This is a genomic window from Mesobacillus maritimus (assembly GCF_023715205.1).
GTDB lineage: Bacteria > Bacillota > Bacilli > Bacillales > Cytobacillaceae > Mesobacillus_B > Mesobacillus_B maritimus_C.
In genome coordinates, this window is record NZ_JAMBNR010000003.1 from 161,882 (window position 1) to 182,818 (window position 20,937).

Annotated in this window: 11 protein-coding genes and 1 pseudogene; 5 read left to right on the forward strand and 7 right to left on the reverse strand. The window is 35.6% G+C overall.

What is annotated here, in order from left to right:
* Positions 1-202: 202 nt before the first annotated feature.
* Entirely contained in the window at positions 203-1,252 is a 1,050-nt protein-coding gene (locus M3182_RS05435; protein WP_251557310.1) for an LCP family protein, read from the forward strand.
* 180 nt (positions 1,253-1,432) lie between these two features.
* Here M3182_RS05435 and M3182_RS05440 read toward each other — a convergent pair whose 3' ends face one another.
* The 3 genes from M3182_RS05440 to M3182_RS05450 form a co-directional block, all read right to left on the reverse strand.
* Positions 1,433-2,491 (reverse strand): glycosyltransferase family 4 protein, encoded by a 1,059-nt coding sequence (locus M3182_RS05440; protein WP_251426288.1) that lies wholly within the window; start codon positions 2,489-2,491, stop codon positions 1,433-1,435.
* A gap of 248 nt (positions 2,492-2,739) precedes the next feature.
* A complete protein-coding gene (locus M3182_RS05445; protein WP_251557311.1) occupies positions 2,740-3,477 on the reverse strand; it encodes a WecB/TagA/CpsF family glycosyltransferase in 738 nt (245 codons plus the stop codon).
* Positions 3,478-4,349: 872 nt separating this feature from the next.
* Complete coding sequence (locus tag M3182_RS05450) at positions 4,350-7,184, reverse strand: glucosaminidase domain-containing protein (protein ID WP_251557312.1); 2,835 nt, start codon at positions 7,182-7,184, stop codon at positions 4,350-4,352.
* 301 nt (positions 7,185-7,485) lie between these two features.
* Here M3182_RS05450 and M3182_RS05455 point away from each other — a divergent pair, with 301 nt between their 5' ends.
* Entirely contained in the window at positions 7,486-9,030 is a 1,545-nt protein-coding gene (locus tag M3182_RS05455) for a glycosyltransferase family 2 protein (protein ID WP_251557313.1), read from the forward strand.
* An 8-nt stretch (positions 9,031-9,038) separates the two neighbouring features.
* Positions 9,039-10,049 (forward strand): acyltransferase, encoded by a 1,011-nt coding sequence (locus M3182_RS05460; RefSeq protein ID WP_251557314.1) that lies wholly within the window; start codon positions 9,039-9,041, stop codon positions 10,047-10,049.
* Positions 10,050-10,095: 46 nt separating this feature from the next.
* Here M3182_RS05460 and M3182_RS05465 read toward each other — a convergent pair whose 3' ends face one another.
* The 3 genes and pseudogenes from M3182_RS05465 to M3182_RS05475 form a co-directional block, all read right to left on the reverse strand.
* Entirely contained in the window at positions 10,096-12,339 is a 2,244-nt protein-coding gene (locus tag M3182_RS05465) for a C39 family peptidase (protein WP_251557315.1), read from the reverse strand.
* A gap of 183 nt (positions 12,340-12,522) precedes the next feature.
* Positions 12,523-13,731, reverse strand: a pseudogene (locus tag M3182_RS05470) (CDP-glycerol glycerophosphotransferase family protein); the annotation flags it as partial.
* Positions 13,732-13,739: 8 nt separating this feature from the next.
* Entirely contained in the window at positions 13,740-17,069 is a 3,330-nt protein-coding gene (locus tag M3182_RS05475) for a CDP-glycerol glycerophosphotransferase family protein (protein ID WP_251557316.1), read from the reverse strand.
* A 454-nt stretch (positions 17,070-17,523) separates the two neighbouring features.
* Between M3182_RS05475 and tagD the strand changes: the two genes are divergently transcribed.
* The gene (gene tagD / locus M3182_RS05480; protein WP_251557317.1) at positions 17,524-17,922 is read left to right on the forward strand and encodes a glycerol-3-phosphate cytidylyltransferase; all 399 of its coding nucleotides are present in this window, start codon (positions 17,524-17,526) and stop codon (positions 17,920-17,922) included.
* Positions 17,915-19,117 carry a CDP-glycerol glycerophosphotransferase family protein gene (locus tag M3182_RS05485; RefSeq protein ID WP_251557318.1) on the forward strand — a complete coding sequence of 401 codons (1,203 nt, stop codon included), beginning with the start codon at positions 17,915-17,917 and terminating at the stop codon, positions 19,115-19,117. Before tagD ends, M3182_RS05485 begins: the two co-directional genes overlap by 8 nt.
* 74 nt (positions 19,118-19,191) lie before the next feature.
* Here the strand turns inward: M3182_RS05485 and tagH are convergent, their stop codons facing one another.
* A complete protein-coding gene (gene tagH, locus M3182_RS05490) occupies positions 19,192-20,787 on the reverse strand; it encodes a teichoic acids export ABC transporter ATP-binding subunit TagH (protein WP_251557319.1) in 1,596 nt (531 codons plus the stop codon).
* Between the last annotated feature and the right edge of the window lie 150 nt (positions 20,788-20,937).

Consider the following 20,937-nt stretch of genomic DNA (forward strand, 5'->3'; position numbering starts at 1 on the left):
TCACTGTTCATCTTCTTTGTGCATAGACATAAAAGTTAAATAGGTGACGATTCCTAGAGCTAAAGTCCCGATAAAAAGCAAATTTCCATAAAATACGATTTACGAATAACGTAAGAAATTGTAAAATAAAAGGTAGGCTTATTGGTTATTTAAAATTCATGTTGAACTTATACTATATAGATTAATAGAAAAGGAGAATACTATGGCTGAAATTAGACGCAGCGATATTCACAAGCCCAAGAAGAAAAGAAAGAGAATCATTCGTTGGTTTATGTTACCTCTTCTTCTGGTACTCGTGAGTGTAGTCGCATATGGTGCACATTTATATAGCCAAGCAGAAACCGTGATGAAGGATTCTTATCAACCGGTTGATCGAGATTCAAAACGCGCAAGTGTCAATCCGTTTGAAGAAAACATTTCCGTTTTGTTTATCGGAGTTGACGATAGTTCTAAGCGTAAATTCGATTCAAACTCACGAACAGATGCTTTAATGCTTGCTACTTTTAATAAAGATGAAAAGTCCGTTAAGCTTCTAAGTATCCCGCGTGACTCTTACGTCTACATCCCGGATAAAGGGTTTTATGACAAAATCAATCATGCGCATGCCTATGGTGGCGTCGAATATACACTTGAAACTGTAGAAAACCTATTGGATATACCAGTTGATTATTATGTCAAAATGAACTTTGACGCGTTTATTGATGTGGTTGACGCTCTAAACGGAATCGAAGTTGACGTTCCTTATACGTTTACTGAACAAGATTCTAGAGACCGCGCTGGTGCAATTACATTAGAAGAAGGAGTACAAACCTTAAATGGTGAAGAAGCACTTGCTTTAGCACGTACTCGTAAGCTTGACAATGATATTGAACGAGGCAAACGTCAACAGGAAATCATCAAAGCCGTAATTAAAAAGGCGGCAAATGTTAAATCTCTTACAAACTATACTAGTGTTATTGAAGCAATTGGTTCCAATATGACCACAGACTTACGCTTTGAAGAAATGACTTCTTTCATTGATTATGCAGTCGCTGGAACGAAAATGAATTCTGAAACACTCAACCTCGAAGGTGCAGATTCTAGAATCAACGGTGTTTACTATTACCAGCTAGATGAAGTTGCACTAGAAGAAACGAAAACAAAACTCCAAAAGCATCTTGGATTGACCTCAGAAACAGATTTGGTTACTGAACCTGAAACTGATAACTCGACTGTAACTGACGCTGGTGCAGAATCAAGCCCTTCCTATTAGGAAGGGTTTTTTATTTGTTTATCTTAAGGTTAAACCCCGCTTAACAGGAGACTAGCGCTTTTTGTCTTTCTTACTGTACCCAATTAAAGGAAAATTAAACCATAATTTTCAAGTAACTCCTCTATTATTATTCCCACACTCCACTTTGAAAACAATAAAAAACCCAGTCAATGGACTGGGTTATCTGTTTTCCTTTACATATTTACGCCCTCGTAACATATTCAAGAGTGGACGATAATTTTTCCCAACTAAGCCGACACTTTCTACAATCAACTCAATTGAAAGTAAAATCACTGTGATTAGCAATAACGAGCCCCACATTGTCGTTAGCGAGAAAATAAACGCTGCTAAACCAAAAAGAGCACTGATTGCATAAATCATTAATACCGTTTGTCTATGGGTAAACCCAAGGTTCAAAAAGCAATGATGCAAATGAGATTTATCTGGTGCTGACAATGGTGTTTTATTAACAAGACGGCGAACAATCGCGAAGATTGTATCGGTCATTGGTACTCCCAAAATAATGATGGGAATGATAAACGAAATAAATGTTACACCCTTGAAGCCTAATAAAGATAGGACCGCAATCATGTATCCTAAAAATAACGCCCCGGTATCTCCCATAAAGATCTTTGCTGGATAGAAGTTGTAAAATAAAAATCCAACCGTACTAACAAGCAAAATAAAGCCAATGGTCATTACATAAACATCGCCCATGACAATCGCCATTCCTGAAATGGAAATTAAAGCGATAGAAGACACTCCTGCAGCAAGTCCATCTAAACCATCGATTAAATTGATCGCATTTGTTACTCCGACAATCCAGAGAATCGTAATCGGAATACTAAATGGGCCGAATTCAAGCTTGCCTCCAAATGGCAAGTTGATGAAATCTACATGAACTCCACCAATAAGGATCACAATAAGCGCAGCAGCTATTTGACTAAATAACTTTATCTGTGCAGAGAGCTCGTACATATCGTCTAAAATACCTGTTATTACAATAACCAAGCTCCCAAGCAAAATTCCGGTATGGGAAGGACTGAAAGGATCCATAATAAAGTGCCCGATCATAAAACTAATAAAAATAGCAAGACCACCCATTCGTGGCATAATCTTGGCATGTACTTTACGTTGATTCGGTCGATCGGTTGCTCCTAATCGAAACGCCAATTTTTTAATCATTGGAGTAAGAAGGATGGAGCTTAAAAAACATATAATTAAGGTCATTAAAAGCATATTGACCCTCCTTGTGATTAGGATGCCCCTGAGTAAATAAATTAGCAGGCCAATTTCTTCATGAAATCGAATCTAATTATAGCACAAAACCCCAGGAAGGGAATGGTATTTCATATTTTGCTAATGTACTAGTAACAATCCGTCATTTTTCCGCCTTTTTATTCCAATTCCCTAGGTGAGGTCAAACCATGACACTCTAATAATTGGACGAATGAATCCTTTAAAAGGTTTCATACAATCAAAAAGCCTTATTTTTTTGAAGAGAATTTCTCCTTTAAAACCTCCATTACAAACTCTGGCAAAGCAAGCATCCTTCTCCAACGGGAAGGTTGTTTAACTAGCCTATACAGCCACTCAATCTTTAATGCTTGCCAAATTTTAGGTGCACGTTTGACCGTACCAGCCAGAACATCGATACTGCCTCCTACGCCGATGAAAATTCCTTGTTGAAACCGGTCAATATGATTAACCGTCCATAACTCCTGCCTTGGTACTCCAAGAGCCACTAAAACAATATCCGGCTTCAAGCTTTGGATCTCATCAGGAATCCGGTCCTCTTTCCAGTCAAAAAAGCCGTGATGGCGCCCCACCAATCGTAGTTCTGGGTAGCGTTTTTCAATATTTGCTGCAGCTGCATCATTGACCTCTTCTGTACCACCCAAAAGATATACTTTCCATTGGTTCTGATTTGAAAGTTCTAGTAACTTTACAGTCAGATCAAACCCTGTTACTCGTTCAGGTAAAGGAGTATTTAACAATTTGGAGGCCAAAATAATACCATGACCATCTGGAACAATGTAATTTGCTGATTGTACAGCCTTTAAATAATCCGGATTTTTTTTGGAATGCATGACAATCTCTGGATTCGCAGTTACAATGAATGTTTTCTCTTTCGTTATGATCCTGTCCACGATCAAGTCAACCATGTCGTTAAAACGTTTTGTAATGAAGGGAATTCCCAATATTTTCACAAAGTTTTTTACCATTTTAAGTACCCATTTCTGTTTTCAATTTCAATATACATACATATTAACAAAACTAATGTAAACTTAACACTTTTTCACAAAAGTATATATATCAACGTGATGACATTTCTTTTTCATTGATTTTACATTCAAAATTTAAATATATTGTTCCCTTTGTAAGGCATAAAATAATGGCTTCTTTTAAAACAGCTTTTTTTTCATTAAAATCACGCAAAAAGGGTAACACTAAGTTTTACTTACATACATCACTATATAAGAAAACATAAGCCTCAAGTTTATTTTTCACTTGAACTTATGTCTGTAAAATTTTTTGTCCTATTGATCGAGTCGACTTCTATTGCATTTTGTACAATTTGGATTGTTTCTTACTATAGTGCCAATAAGTGCTGGAACAAAATATATTTTATACTAAGAGGATCTTCTCATACGATAATCATCTTGTGAATAATCACATGCAAAACCAAGCTATTCTTTAATCTACCTCTATTAGTTGAACTGCACAGGTACCACAATATTAATATATTGCTCTTCAACTAAAACCATATTTAATATCATGAACTACTTTCATTGTTCACCCTACAACGAACATTATATGTCTATACATATTAAAATTCAATGTAGCCATAAATTCAACGCAAAAATGTACTATTTAAATAAAGGTTGTTTTCGTAAAGTTTGTTGTTAAAATCCTAAAGCCGATTTTAACGCGAGATAAGCCTTTCTCTGCGTTACAACTTAGTTTGTAAGCTCTTTTCACATCTTGAAACGAACTTAGAATGGAATCATAGCTAAATCATTCTATATTTCCTTTAAAAAGCAAACAACCTTTGAGAAAAGAGCCTAAATAAAAAAGCATCCCCAAGGGAATGCTTTTATTTGTAATCCGGTACATCAAACTCAAGACTATAATCTGTTATTAAATCATACAGTCCTTTAATTCTATTAACCTGTTTAACTGCCCAACCAATATCTGTAGCATATTGATGTGTTCCAGGGTTTTCAGGATTCCATCTCATTTTATAAATGGTATCCTGTCCTTTTGAAACATAATTTTGTGCTACAAACTGAGCACCTCCAACAATCGCCTTCTCCGGTGTTGTCCAACCTTTATTATAGGCATATCGGGCACCACCAAGGTTTGCGTTGCTATCGTAAGCTCCAATTCCGTACATGTTGTAAACAATCGCATCATAATCGGAAGCTGTTCGATCTACCAACTCAACGTCAATAAGACCATTATCGGTATAAACAATATTGTTTTTAGAATCCTTTTTCACTTTAATTTTAATTCCTGTAGCTAAATCTGAAGTTCCATTTCCTGTCTCTAATAGAGCATGAGAAATTAGATACATTTCATTAATACTATAAGTTGAGCTAGCTTGAATAAACCATTCTGCTTTATCATGTAATATCCCTTTTCCAGAGAGAACATTATTGTTCACTTCAGTAACATTAGCACCTGCACTACCTGATAACCTCAAAAACTGGAAATACTCAGGTGTATCTTTTTTGAAATTATCTGGATTAATATAATATGCCACCTCAGAAGGATTGATTGGCACCGTCCATGCAGAGATTTTATACCATACCTGCCCCTTTGAATCAGTAGTTGAGCCATGGACTAAAACAGGATCATTATTAAACAATTGTCCTATTATCCCATCATTCGTACTACTACCCGTACGGACATTCCAGGAATCCCCACTAATTCTCCAGGCATTTTTTTCATCTTGGTACAATGCAGCTGAGCTAACATACACCGATGAGTAGTACGTACGTGGGCGATTAGCCATTTGGATGTCCAGCATTTCATTTAAACTGTAATCATAACTTGTCGTTGTATATACTGGCTCTTTCCAATTCGTATTAACATCATCTGTATGGATAAAACCTGTAGTAGCTTCACCGTTTAGATAAACAGTGGCTTTGTACCAATCTTTTGTGAAAGAATGGAAGATCAACTTACTTCCCTGTTCATAGCTCTTTAAGATAGAAGACCCTTTAGACGCATCTCTGTATACAGATGTAGGTGATTTTAATGCCTTCCCAATAAACTTCTCAGCATTTTCAATTGCATTTTCTACATCATCTACATGTATATATGCCATCATAGGCTTTCCATTGCGATAGACCTTAGCAATATACCAATTCTTTGTATATGTCTTATATTTTAATAGACTACCATTCGAATACGACTTTAGGACTGACGCGCTAAGTGATGGACTTGCATAAACTTTTGTAGGAGATTTAACAGCTATTCCTTCTAAGTTCTTTTGATCTGTATCAATTTTCTCAACATCATTAACATGAATATACGCTGTCATAGACTTTCCATTACGGTAAACCTTAGCAATATACCAATTTTCAGTATATGTCTTGAATTTCAATACGCTACCATTAGAATAAGACTTCAAAACTGTTGAGCTCTTTGAAGGACTCATATATACCTTTGTTGGAGAATTAATCGCTAATCCTTCTAAACTTGTTTGATTAGTGTTGATTGTCTCGACATCACTTTTTCTAATATAACAAACCTTAGCAACACCGTTAATGATTACTTTACCTGTGTACCAACCTGAGGAATAATCATAATATTTTAGAATTGCCCCCTGATTATAGGTTTTTAAGACTGTAGAATCTGTCGATGTAGAGGAGTAAACCTTTGTAGGAGATTTAGCTGCAATTCCTGATAAGCTTACTTTTACTTCAGCCTTATTCTCTCCAACATCACTTGCTTTAATATAGCAGGTTACAGCTTTACCATTTAGATAAACCGTACCAGTATACCAACCTGGTGAATGGTAAGAGTATTTCAATACAGAATTCTGCGAATAGCTTTTAAGTACCTTTGAGCTTACTGATGGCTCTGCATATACATTTGTAGGATTTAATAATGCGTATCCCGAAAGTGAAACGGCTTCTTTTGGAAGCTCATCTCCAACATCACTTGCTTTAATATAACAAGTGACAGCCTCACCATCTATATATACCTTCCCTTGATACCATCCCTCTTTGAACTCATGGAACTTTAATAGCTTCCCTTGTTCATAACTTTTTAAAACCTTCGATGTTTCTAGAGGTTCCGCGTAAACATTTGTAGGATCTTTTAAAGCATATCCTTGCAGAGACTCTTTAGAGACGACTTGTTGTTCTACCTTTAAACTTCTTGGTTGAACTTCAGAATTAGATAATTCTTCATTCGTTGATGAGGTAGCTTCTCTACTTAATACTTGCTTTTCTGTTACTGTCTCTTCCACTTCTTCTTTTTCATTTTCTGCACCATCTAATTCAGAATTAGTACCTTCTGCTGAACCTGAATCTAATTGCTCATTGTTTGATTCGTCATCTACTACCTCTTGACTCTGTGTTGGTTGTGCTAACGAATTGCTTTCGATAAAACCAATTAGAGTTCCCTCTTCACCAGCTGGATAGGATACTTTTGTAAAATCGTCAATGACTTCTAATTTGACAACCTCTACCCCGTTTGGTATTGATTCAATAATGGTACTTTCTTCTGAAGGTTCCTCATAAAGATTTACTTCTTCACTCGTAGAACTTTCAACCTTTAGAATCTCCTCCACCGCTGGTATAACTATCTCAGTATTTGATGCAGCGGCTGCATAGTAATTTGTATTTTGAAAGATTAATAGAAATGGAAAAACATAAGCAGCCTTTTTTATAATTTTGGAGCTTCTAGTATGACCCATATCTTCCTGTAAAATCCCCCTTTATTTTATTTCCTATATCAATTTAACAGAATAACTTTGTTTTCTCTACAAATTTTTATCATTTCCAGCAAAATGCAACATTTCTAACCAAACAAGTTTAATTAGAAAGTGAGAATACACTAGAAAAAGGAAATTAAAATAATAAAACGGGTATTTTAAGCGTCTCCGCAAATAAGGAGACACGATCTTTCAACAATCAAACAAATGGCAAAAGTTGAATGTTTTGCTATTCTTTGATATATAAGAAAAGAAAGTAATTACGATTAAAGGATGTCATAAAATGCCCCCATTATTTCGTGAGAATGCTAGAGCTCTTTTAACAAATAAAGAATTGTCAATACAAAATAATCCAAAAAGTATTATCAATAAGGTGTTTAACAAAACAAAAAAGGTAGCAGTTGTAACAGCTGCTTATAATTGCGCAGAGTATTTACCTAAAACCATTGACTCCGTTATCAACCAGACAATTGGATTTGAAAATATTCAATATATCATTGTAGATGATGGGTCCACCGATTCCACTAAGCAAATTATTGAAGAATATGCTACTAAATTTAAAAACATTTGCTATGTTGCTTTACATAAGAATACCGGTTCTCCCGGAACTCCAAGAAACATAGGAATAGAATTAGCAAATGCCGATTATATTACCTTTTTAGATGCTGATGACTGGCTAGCACCAAAAGGGATTGAAACACTTGTAAGAATTTTGGATGAGACGAACGATGATTACGTGGTCGGAAAAACAATCAAAGTGACTGAAAAAGGGGAAAGTATAATAGGCGAATTTGCGTCTGTTAAGGAAAGGCGAAAAATCTCACCCTTTTATATTCCTCACTTTTTTTATCACATGGGGCCAACTGCTAGAATGATGAAGCTTGCGTTATTGAAAGACAAAGAAATTGGGTTTCCTGAAATGGTCTTTGCTGAAGATAAGCTGTTTTTCTGTGATGTTTTCTTGGCAGCCCAAACCGTCTCTACAACAACTGAGCCAATTTATTATGTAAATAGGTTAGAAGAGAATCGAGACTCATTAACGAGGTCAACACATGTATTAGAGAAAAGAAAATCAGATTTAAAGGTTATAGACTATATTAAAGAAAAGAAATTACCTATCGAGAAAGAAAAAGTTATATTAAACAGACTTTATGAGTATGACTTTGTCAAAACCTTCGATAGTCAACTTTTTGTAAAATCCGGTCAGAAAGAGGATTTTCTTTCACTTCTACATCAAGTAATCGAAACAACTAATGATTTACGATATGATTTTAAAGAACAATTCAAAAATCCATTGTACAGAGTTAGTATTGAATTATTTTTAGAAAACCGTATCGAAGATTTTACAAATCTTTTTGTCTGGTTCAAAAATGATAAAAACAAGAAATATGTAATTAAAAACAGCTTGCCTTATTATGAAGTTCCATTCCTTAAAGACAAATACAAATATATTCCTATGAATTTGTTTGCTAGAGCTCTCGATTCTTATATTATTGGGAACACTTTTTATCAACATGTTGAAATTTTCGGAGACGATTTAGATCGGGTAAACCATGTTTTGATCAGAGATCGAACAAAGCATGATAACGATTTAATAGTTAACTTCGAACGAAATGGGAATCTTATCACTTATAAGATTCATTTAGAGGAGTTAACAAAATTAAGTCCTTCCTTATTTACCGTCTTTTTAAGATTCGATGAATATCAGCTTCTTAATATAAAGAAGATTTTAAAAAATCAAGTTTCCTACGACAATCGAGCTGTAGAGTTTTATACTAGTATAGCAAACAATTTAGGTATTTCCATTAAGCCGATCAAAAAGGAGTAGTATTTGCTTTGATTCTATATGCAATAAAGTTAAGGGCCGTTGCAATTATTGGCGTCCTCCTAATCCATATTTCAGCTCGACTCGTTCGCCAGGAAGTAGGCTCCTTTGAATGGTGGATTGGAAATCTAGTTGATAGTAGCAGCAGATGGGCTGTTCCATTATTTATTATGTTGAGTGGGATGCTCCTTTTAGGAAAAAAGGAATCACAATGGGATATTATCACTAATCGAATCCCGAGATTATTTCTAGCCCTGTTATTTTGGTCTTTTATCTATTCATTATGGGCCTTCCGTTATGACATCGGGTCTTATTCATTTACGGAATTCGCCATTAATCTTTATCAAAACGACATCAAATACCACTTATGGTACTTATATGCGATTTTAGGATTGTACCTTGTGATGCCATTATTTAAAACTTTTATTCAACAAGGCAAGAAAACAGATATACTTTACTTTTTATTTCTTAGTTTTGCTATCAGCGCCATTTCAACAACGCTTTCCTACTTATTTAAATTTCAGCTTGCAAATGGCTTTGAGTATTTCCTTGGATACGGCGGATATTTTATCCTTGGTTATTATTTAGCCAATACTGAGGTTAGTCGTAAAACCACTAATCTATTTCATCTACTAGGTATTGCCGGATTACTCCTAACAATATTGGGTACTTGGTTAGTCAGTGCACAAGAAGGGAGTCTAAATCAGGTCTTTTATGAATACTTATCTATTACTACACCGTTTGTTTCCATTTCTCTCTTCCTATTTATGAAGGATTTTGGGAACAAGCCAAATTCTAACCTTACCTCTATGATTGCAAAGTATAGCTTTGGAATCTATCTGACCCATCCTATGGTATTGGATGTCTTTAGAGGCAAAGAGTTTATACAATTAACAGGGATATCTCATTTAACAACACACCCTATCGTTTATACCGCTTTTATGCTCATTATTGTATTATTCATTAGTCTTCTTCTTACACTTATAATTAGTAGAATACCTGTTCTAAGGAAGTTTGTTTAGGGCAAATGAAAGAACCTCCAGCCATAATAGGCAGGAGGTTCTTTTCTTATCTGACGATTAATGCTCGTCTCCCAAGTTGATTAAAAATATCGTTGAATTTAATTTTACTTACCGTACTTGTGACTAAGCTACCAGCTGGATCTGTATAGGTGTAATTTCCTTTATCATCATATCCTGTCAAAGTGATAACATGATATTCTTCTGGAGCATACAATCTTTTTGCTCCTGCGTAATACCATTTCCATTGTACAGGAGCAAATTTCCAAACAACCCAAACATTAACTGGGTTTCCTTGTTGTAGTTCTGAAAGGATTTGCTTATCGCTAATATTATTTACAACTTCACTACCTGGTTGGTACTTTTTCGCTAAGCTACGTAATCCTTCTGGATAAATTAAATTCGGATCTCCTTGTTGACTTCTAAATGGTGAACCGACGTATCCTTTATATGGGTCATTTGAGTAAGGCATTGCACGAGCCATGTTAATTTTATCAAGATTATGGCCCTTGAAATTTAGTGATTGTGTCAAGGAAACAACCGCACAACCCCAAGGTAATTCAGGGTTCTGTTTAATTTTTTGTACGTAAAGTCTTTGACTCTTAACCCGAGTCCAATGACTACCATACTTTGTGCCTGAGTGAAATTGGAAAACACCTTTAGTATGATTTGTTCCTTTTTCCTTTAAGTAAGCAGTAGATAGTAAACCGTTCTTATCAATCGTGAATCTATACTTAATATTTTTTCCACGGTTAAGGATGGTTGTTTGCGGGTAATATTCATAGGCATTTGTCACTGTAAAAGAATTTTCTTTTCTTGTCATAGAATTCGTCATGAATCCATCTAAATCATAATGAAAGATATACTTGATTTTTGGGCCCTGTTTTCCGTAAACAGCTCCACTATAGTAAGTATATTCGGCTAAAATCCGTTTTGAGTTTTTCGCTCTTCTCCAAGATTTTGTTACATAGCCACTTTTGTCCAAGTTAAAGATGTACTCAATATTATTCCCACGTTTAGCAAATGATGTTCCACTATAATAATGATACCATGTTAAAATTCTCTTCGTTCCTTTTTCTCTCTTAGTGGCCTTTGTTACATAGCCGCTTGTATCAAAGTTATAAATATAGCTAATGCTCTTTCCATGTTTCCCAAAAACAGTATTGGGATAATAGTCATACCGTGCTACTGTTCGTTTTGACCCTTGGGCCCTTTTGCTCGCTTTTGTTACAAAGCCAGATTGATCAAAGTTAAAGATATATTTAATATTGTTTCCATGGTTACCATACTTAGTTCTAGGATGATATTGATATCTAGCTAGGATTCTCTTTGTTCCTTTTTCTCTTTGACTGGCACTTACAACATAACCAGAATTATTGAGATCAAATATATACCGGATATGATCTCCATGATTTCCAAATGCAGTTTTAGGATAATACTGATATCTTGAGACGATTCTTTTCGTTCCTTTTTCTCGCTTGGAAGCTTGAGAGATATAGCCTGAATCATCTATGTCAAATATGTATAGAATGTTGTAGCCGTGATTTCCATATTTAGTTTCAGGATAATATTGATAGTAGGAAGTAGCTTTTTGGGTTACTTCATCTAACTTTACTGCCTGCTCTATAAATGAATTTAAATCTATTTCAAATATATACTTAATATGCTCTTCGGCCTGTTCAATTGTACTTTCTGGATAATATTCTTGAATCCTTATGAGCATATCCCCTTTGTATACATGAGCATAATCAACGAATCCATCCCTAAGAAAATAATGGACATTATCGACGATGACCTCGCCGTCTGCTGGAATTTCTTTCGTTTCAATTTCCGTTCTTTCTGTTTTTATTTCAATCTGTTCGGTAGAAATTCGGAGCTCTTCTTTATTATCCTTCTCAGCTTTTTCTTCAACCTTTTCATTCAGGATGTCACCTTCGGTTTCATTTGTTTCTTCTGAAGGTTCTTTATCGGAATTTTCAACTTCCCCATCATCGGACGGTTTATTGTATGGCTCTTCTGTAGCATCTCGCTTGTCTTCACCTGATGGTGTTTCATTTTCACCGTCTAAATTTTCATCCCTTTGTGTTTCATCAACAGCGTCCGCATTATCCTCGTTCGATTCATCGGCCACATTCACTTGTTCATTACTTTCTTCTTCAAAGGCGGTTTCCGTTTCTGAAATAATAATTTCTGTATTAGCTGTACTTCCTATACCTTCCCCTTGAACTGTAGGCACTAAAGTTGATAATGTAAGCCCACAACACAAAGTAACCATGACCATTTTCTTCCTCATCTCTTGCTCCTTTCTCCTATTAAAACTCTAATCTATTAATATCACTAATTAATATTATAATAACAAATACTGGAACGGAAGAGAAAATTGTCAAATTATAGTCCTATATTAGGAAATTTGCACTAAAAAGTCCCTTGCTTGTAGAAAGAGCAAGGGACTTTCGATACTTTAACAAAACATTTTTTATTTAAATACCTGGTTCACTACCCTCTTTGCAGATTCTCCATCCTCTAGATAGCAAAATTTTTGATAGAACCGATCAAAGTTTTCGGGGAGCTGATAACCATTTTTCTCTAACTGCTTAATGATGCCTATCACTTCTTCTGTCTTTTTCACAAGTGGCCCTGGTGCATCTCTTTCAAAACCAAAATAAAATCCTCTCAATGTATCACGATAACTTTCGATATCATAAACAAAGAAAATCATTGGCCGCTTAAGATTTGCATAATCGAAAAACACAGAAGAATAATCAGTAATTAATAAATCTGCAAGTAAATAAAGTTCTCGAATATCTTCATGGTGTGAAGCATCGTAAGCAAATCCCTTATAAGCGGAGAAATCCATATTCTCCGCTATCAAATAATGCATTCGAAGAAGAATAACATAATCTTCGCCTAACTCTTCCTTCATTTTGTCTAAGTTTAATTCCAAATTAAACTTATACTTCCCTTTCTCATAGAATTGATTGTCCCTCCAAGTTGGCGCATATAAAATAACCTTTTTATCCGCCGGGATCTGCAGCTTTTGCTTTAAATTTTCTAGTATACTCTGGGGAATCTCATTATAGAGGATATCATTTCTTGGATACCCCGTCTCCAACATGGTTCTTTTAAAACCAAATGCTCTTTTGAAAATTTCTGAAGAGTATTGATTAGGTGAGATCAAATAATCCCATCTACTTGATTCTGTTAAAAAATTTTTCTTATAGCTCTCTGTATCTGTTCCAGGCATATGAACCTCGTCCATATCTGCGGCCAACCTTTTGAGTGGAGTTCCATGCCATGTTTGTAAATAAACCGTATGATTGGGCTTAGGAATCCATAATGGAAGGCGACTGTTTGAAACCCAATAGCGAGCCCTTGCCATTATAAACAGCCATTGAATAGAGAAGCGATTAACAACTTGTACATTCTTCCCCTCAAAGGAGGAAGCATAACGCGGATCTATGCTCCAATACATTTTATATTCTGGATGATGCTGCTTAAGGTATTCATAAATTGCCCGTGGATTGCAGCTGTATTGTTTTCCTAAAAAGCTTTCAAAAACAATGAGCTTCGGATCTGCTGGGAGCATCCCTACAAGCCTAAAAACTGTTTTATACACAGCTTTTGTATAATTCAATCGTTTCAAGTAATTAATAATTTTTTTTAGCATAAGTGAAATATCCCTTTTTAGTTATTCTAACCTTTTTCATCGAAGAAGCGATCCACAACTCGATTCGTTGCATTCCCATCCTCTAAAGGACAGTATTTGTTCTTAAATGCCTCATATTTACTACTGTAATCCTTTTTAACTGTATGAATATTTTGTACTGACTGAATGATGTCCCCTGTATCAAACAAGAGAGGACCTGGAGCTTCCTGTTCAAAGTCCATATAAAAGCCTCTGACATCATTTTTATATTCTTCAAGATCATAAGTAAAGAAAAGAATTGGTCGATCCGTATTCGCAAAATCAAACATAACCGAAGAATAATCCGTCATCAATATATCCGAAATTAAATACAAATCTTGAATGTCAGGATAAGATGAAACATTATATACAAATTCTTGCAGTTCTTCCGGAATCACAAGCTTACTACTAATGACTACATGCATTCGCATGAGCAAAATATACTCATCGCCTAAAGAGTCTTTCAGGGCATCTAAGTCCATATTTAGATTAAACGTAAACTTATTGTTAGAGCTGGTTTGATTATCCCGGAATGTAGGTGCATATAAAATAACTTTCTTGTCCAAAGGTAGTTTGAGCTTTTGCTTTACATTACGACTTATCTGTTCAAGACCCGGTTTATAGAATATATCATTTCTTGGATACCCAATTTCTAGGACTTCCCCTTCATAACGAAAAGCACTTCTAAATGCCTTAGTAGCATACTCGCTTGGAGAAATAAGGTAATCCCAATTTTTCGTCGCTCCATGAATTCTTTCCAAGTAACCTTCATCACGGCCCTGGATATTTTCAATATCAAACAACATCTTCTTTAATGGCGTACCATGCCATGTTTGAATATAGGTCGTTCCCTTTCGTTTCTTGATATAAGCAGGGAAGTTTTGGTTATTTACCCAATACCCGGCTCTTGCTAGGTAATAATAGTATTCAGGGCTTAGCCTCTTTATTTTCTTAGTATTTGGGTCATGAAACCGATTGTTGCTGTTATAAACCCAAACCTTTTTATAAGGCAAATCACGGGCAACAATTTCTTCATAAATATTTCGCGGACTGTCAGCATACTGCTTCCCAACTCCACTTTCAAAGAGAATCAAATCTTTTTCAATTGGCATAAAGGTTCGTGCCAATTTATAAAATGCCTTCATGGAAGGGAAATACCATTTACTCTTCCTAAATCGATTGAACAAAGCTATATATAAGCTGGATTCATAAAGTCTTTTTAATAGTGGCTTATCAATATTGGCATTTTTAACCACTTCAAATATTCTTTTTGAAGAGTTTCGATCTCTAAAATCAAGGAACTTTTCAGACCTTTTGCGATTTTCCTCTTTCATCTGCAAACCATTTTGCACATAATCTTCTAAACAAGAAAGAATCCCATCAAAACTATCTACAATATCTCCAGGTAAATCCTCATCTAAATTAAGGTGAGATGGCCTTTTTCCAATGAATCGACTGCGATCAAACTGATAATAAATAATCGGTTTGTGTAAAAAACTGAAATCAAACGCTACACTTGAGTAATCGGTAATCATAATCGCACTTTCTTTTAACAAGTGCTGAACATCTACTTCCCCTTGGCTAATGACCTTAACTGGAGCGTTGCGAAAATAATCTGTGAACTTCTGCATATTGGGGTGAAGGCAAAAGACCAATTCTAAATCGTTCTCTCTTGCCAAACGATGCAATTCTGGATGTAAAATCAATTCTTTATACCGCTCAAAATATTCACTTTCAAGAAACTGATCATCTGTTACAATCCAATCTCTCCAAGTAGGAATGATTAAAATTTGCTTCTTAAGTGGTACATCTTCCGCAAAAAGTTTATCAAAACGCGATAAGCCCGTAATAAAGACTTCATTCGGATCGTATCCAAAGTCATTTACAATCATTTCTTTTTCAAATGTTGAGCTAACTAGGAACAGATCCGTATTAAATCCACGAGCTTTTTTCCCATAGTTAGCAACCATATTTTTTGTCCCCATAACCCCATGTTGCAAGAAGACCTTAATGGCTTTAACTGCCCTATTAAATCTCTTTGTTCGAAGAGGATACAAATAATCAGGATGATGGGAAGAGATGACTCTAGTCGAAATCAAGGTTTGCCAAATATGCTCCTTTGACTTGAAAAAAAGCACATTTCCTAATGGGTCGACATTTCTTCGCTCAGGCGAGCCTTCTTCAATCACATAATAAACATTCTTTTCAGGATGATTCTCTCTCATATACTTAAAGAAATGATATCCAGTATCCTGAGCCTTATATGGCCTTTCCCCAACAATCCAAACGTTTTTCCGTTTATTCATTAACCTATGGAACCAGGCAAAACGCAACTTCCCTTGCAAGAAGTCAAATGTCTCCTTATCATAGGCATAGACCTCAAGCGATAAATTCGAGGCCTTAAATGTGTAATAGGGACTGACAATAGCTACTTGATTATCCTGAGCCGCACTCGTTTCTTTTATGAAATGCCTAGCTCTGAAAGCAGGTCGTCCAATTCGTACATCCTTTTCCTCACTACGATCATGGAAATTCAATCTCAAGAATAAATCATAGATATCCTCTTCCACTAGCTTCCCATTATTAATAGAAGAGAAATCAATGGTTGCAGTATATTCGTATCGGTTTAACCCATATTTTAACGAGGTTTGTTCTTCTCCCCATTGAAAGGTAGCGTCCGCTACTAGTTCTTGATTATTATTCCGCCCCTTCATCAAGATCTTTCCATTTAATATGCGTGAATTTCTTGTAAAGAGCTTTCCTTCAATTTTAAGGCCATTAGGAACTTTTCTTACAAAGTCAATTTGAATTTTGGTAGGAGACTCTGGCTCTTCATTCAACGCAAAGGAGAGGTTCCCTTTAGTCGTTACATAGCAAAGCCCTCGCCCATTGGGAGACGCCACATATTCTAACCCCTCCAAAATAGTGTGCTGGAACCGCCCTAGTCTGATGAAGTATTCAGCATATTGCCGATAATTTTCCTCGAAAAATTCAGCTCTGTCTTCTAATTTCGTTAACCCTTTTTCACTTAAAGTGTCAGTAGGAACCTTTATCTTTAGAAAGAAATCAAAAACTTTAGGTTCATCATCAACACAAAGCTTTTCGATTAAGGACGATAGCGAAAGATCAAAGCGAAATTGCGCACCTGATAGGTTGTTTTCAGCAATTGTAAATTTCTCTTCGCTATCTCTGATTGCTAAACAAAGCTGAGTAACCGTATAATGCTCTAACCCCAATTTACCAACTAAGGATAATTTCCCATTGTCTTGGGTTAGATGAATTGAATGTTTTAATGCAGATCGTCGCCGCTTGGGCTTAGACTTTTTTCTGAATATCATATGTAATCACCATTCTCATTTCAATTTTGCCGTTTCGTGTTTACTTATTAGAATGTGTATAATAGGAGAAAAAAACAATAATCTTATCATAAAACTTTTTAGTGTTTTCCTCAATAAACTTATGAACTGGTTATAATTTTGAAACAATACTAACATTTTTTTTGTTTTTTTAGAACATAGAGTTCTTTACTTACCTTTACTTTTACATTATTCACCTTACAGGTTTGTTACAAAGCTTAGTAACTCACGTATTCACCAGTAATCCCCATTGCAAAAGAACGCCAGTTATCTTAGAATGAAAAAGAGTTAGAATTTGCCTATGCCTATTCAGCACAACATATGACTGTTTCATAACGAGAATCTCTTAAAGGCGTAGGGAATTTAAACGGTGCCCTTTTATAAAAATATATACTACGAAACTATATCACGCCATGTTTTCCAAAGGAGGATTACAGTGAAAAAGGTAATAACATACGGAACATTTGATTTGCTTCATTGGGGTCATATCAACTTATTAAAACGCGCTAGAGACCTTGGTGATCATCTAACTGTTGCGATTTCAACAGATGAATTTAACGATATTAAAGGAAAAAAGTCTTATCATAGCTTTGAAAACCGTAAAATGATTCTTGAATCCATTCGATATGTGGACAAAGTCATACCTGAAAACGACTGGGAGCAAAAAATCAAGGATGTTGTAGAAAATGATATTGATGTCTTCGTAATGGGAGACGATTGGGAAGGAAAGTTTGACTTCCTTAAAGAATACTGCGAAGTCATTTATCTACCTAGAACAGTTGGAATATCTACAAGTAAGATTAAAGATGATTTATTACAGGTGAACAATGGTTAGAGAAATGGCCGTATATTTTTACTTACGGCTTTTTTCTTTGCTGTTTTCCTTATTCAACCTACTCCCATTACAAAAGAAAGTTGTCCTAGTGGCTTCTTTTACTGAAAACAACTTGCATATCTATGACGAAATGCAGAAACAAAACGTTGATTTTCGCACCATCATTCTAGCAAACGAGAAAGTATATCCCTATTTAGCATCTGAAACGAACGAAGAGACAGTTCTTTTATTCGAGATAAAAAGACTTACACATTTTATCATGTCGATTTACCACCTTGCTACCGCAAAGGTTATCTTTGTCGATAACTATTATGGTTTTCTTGCTGCTACAAAATTTAAAAAAGATGCAAAATGCATTCAGATATGGCATGCAAATGGGGCCATTAAGAAATTTGGTTTAAAAGACCAATCTATCGAGTTCCGAACAGAAAAAGCGAAAGAGCGCTTTAAAAAGGTCTATAATAACTTTCATAAAGTTATAGTCGGTTCTGAAGCAATGGCTGATATCTTTACACAGGCCTTTGGACTACCTGAAGATCGCATACTCCGAACTGGGGTTCCTAGAACAGATCTTTTCTATAATGCAGAGAAAAAGGATTCTATTGAACGATACATCTATAAGAAGTATCCCTTTTTATCTGATAAAAAGGTTATTTTATATGCACCAACTTTTCGTGACGAAAAGTTAGAAACCTTCGAACTGCATATCAACCTAAAGCTATTGCAGAAGGAGTTGGAGCAAGAATATATTCTTTTATTAAAACTCCACCCTGCAATTAAGAACTCTATTAGGATTACCGAAGACCTACAAGGGTTCGTATATGATTTTTCCGATTATCCTAATGTAAACGAGTTATTCTTTGTTTCCGACATACTAATTACAGATTATTCTTCCCTTCCTTTTGAATATGCGATTCTTAATAAGCCTATGGTTTTCTTTCCTTATGATTTAGCACAGTACAGTAAGACGAGAGGTTTCTGGGAGGATTACAAGAAATTAGTGCCCGGACCAATTGCATACTCTACTACAGAGATTATTCATAGCATCAAAACAAAAGACTTTCAATTAGAAAAGGTTGCAGCCTTTAATCAAAAGTGGAACACTTATTCAAAAGGTCATTCTAGTGGTAATATTGTTGCCTATACGCTTGGTTACCTGGGTTCTAGAAATGTACAGGCGAGGTCCACTGATTGAACTCAATAAAAAACAGCACTATGCGATGACATAGTGCTGTTTTTTTAACTGAAATATTATAAAGTACAAAGAACCTAACGCCTTTTAACTGTTAAAGTATCAATGAACCCATCGCTTGTTATCGTGAAGATAAAATCAAATTCGCTACCATAGTAGAACAGGGTATTTCCATGTTCCAAATGTGGTCGACCAATTTCATTAATCACAGCAGACTTGGAAGAGTCACTCACATTGATTGTAAAGCCATTTACTACATCTTCTACATAGATATACTCCGTAAAATTGAAAACTTCTTCCTCTCCCTTTGGCAATCCAATCATTGGAATAGCTTCATTTAATGATGGGCTAAAACCAATTAACTCATCGATTTTCTCAGCAATCTCTTCATCAATTAGGACTTCTTCAATACTAGCTAAGACATTACCACTTACCCATGCTTCGCTTGAATCATCATCCGAAATATTGATCCATTCCGTACCTGAAGCATCTTGTTCTACTTCTGTTGTCTTATAAGATTGTCCCAGTTTTGTTACACCAACGGCTGAGCTATTAAGGTCTGGATTTGAACGGATATTTGCACTATTAACCGTCACATATCGGATATCAGGAAGAGTTTCTTGTTGAACGGCCGTTTCCACAGGTTCCGTTTCTTTCGTTTCCGTCTCACTAGAAGAAACTGTTGGTTCCACGGTCTTTTTCGTACTCGCAAATAGATTGGAGTCCTTAAAATAGGCAAATCCACCGAATGCGAACCCGAGTAACACTAGCGCAATTAGCGACCCTTTGATTATCCCTCTCCAAGTCCCTTTTTTTTCCCTGCTTGTTCTAGACTTACGTGGTACCGGCTCAAGCTGTTCATCTGTTTGTTTTTCTTGCTCCCTTAATTTGCTACGCTTTTCTAATACTATTTTCTTAAAATTCTTCTGGTCTTCCTTCGACATTGCCTTAAATTCTTTGAGAAACTTTTCGTACTGAGGGATAATCTCCTGAATCGTCCCATATGCTCGGACTTCACCGGCTTCTAGCCACAGGGCTTTTTGACAGAATTTCTTCACCTGACCAATGCTATGGCTGATAAAGAAGATTGTCTTGCCTTTTGCCTTAAACTCATTCATTTTATCAAGACACTTATCAGCAAACGTTTGGTCTCCTACAGATAGCGCCTCATCGATTACTAAGATGTCTGGATCAATATTTACAGAAATGGCAAACCCGAGCCTAGATTTCATACCGCTTGAGTAGGATTTCACCGGTTGATCAATAAATTTCCCGATATCAGCAAAATCAATGATTTCAGGCATTAATTCGTTGATTTCCTTCTTACTAAAACCAAGCATTAAACATTTTAGCTCAATATTCTCTCTACCAGTTAGATTATTATTTAGCCCTGAGGCAATGGCAATCAATGAGGATTGTCCCTTGATTTCAATCTCTCCTGATGTAGGGGGAATGACACCTGTAATTAGATTTGATAGGGTTGACTTTCCTGCACCGTTTACCCCAATAATCCCAATGACATCGCCTTCCTCTGCAGTAAAACTAACATTCTGCAGAGCGTAGAAGTTCTCTCCAAATTTATCTGGAACTAGAATATCTAACAGCTTTTCTGAGGATTTGTTGTACATTTTGTACTTTTTCGTTACCTGATTAAAAATTACAGAACTACTCATATTCGCTCTCCATTTACTTATTTGTTTCCATACTATATAACTATACCAAAAATCTAGAGGACTTATCGATAAAAAAACAGTTACAATTTCAACCATTTGATTAAAAAACCAAAGAGGCTAAATTCGCTGATTTAGCCTCTTACGTAGATG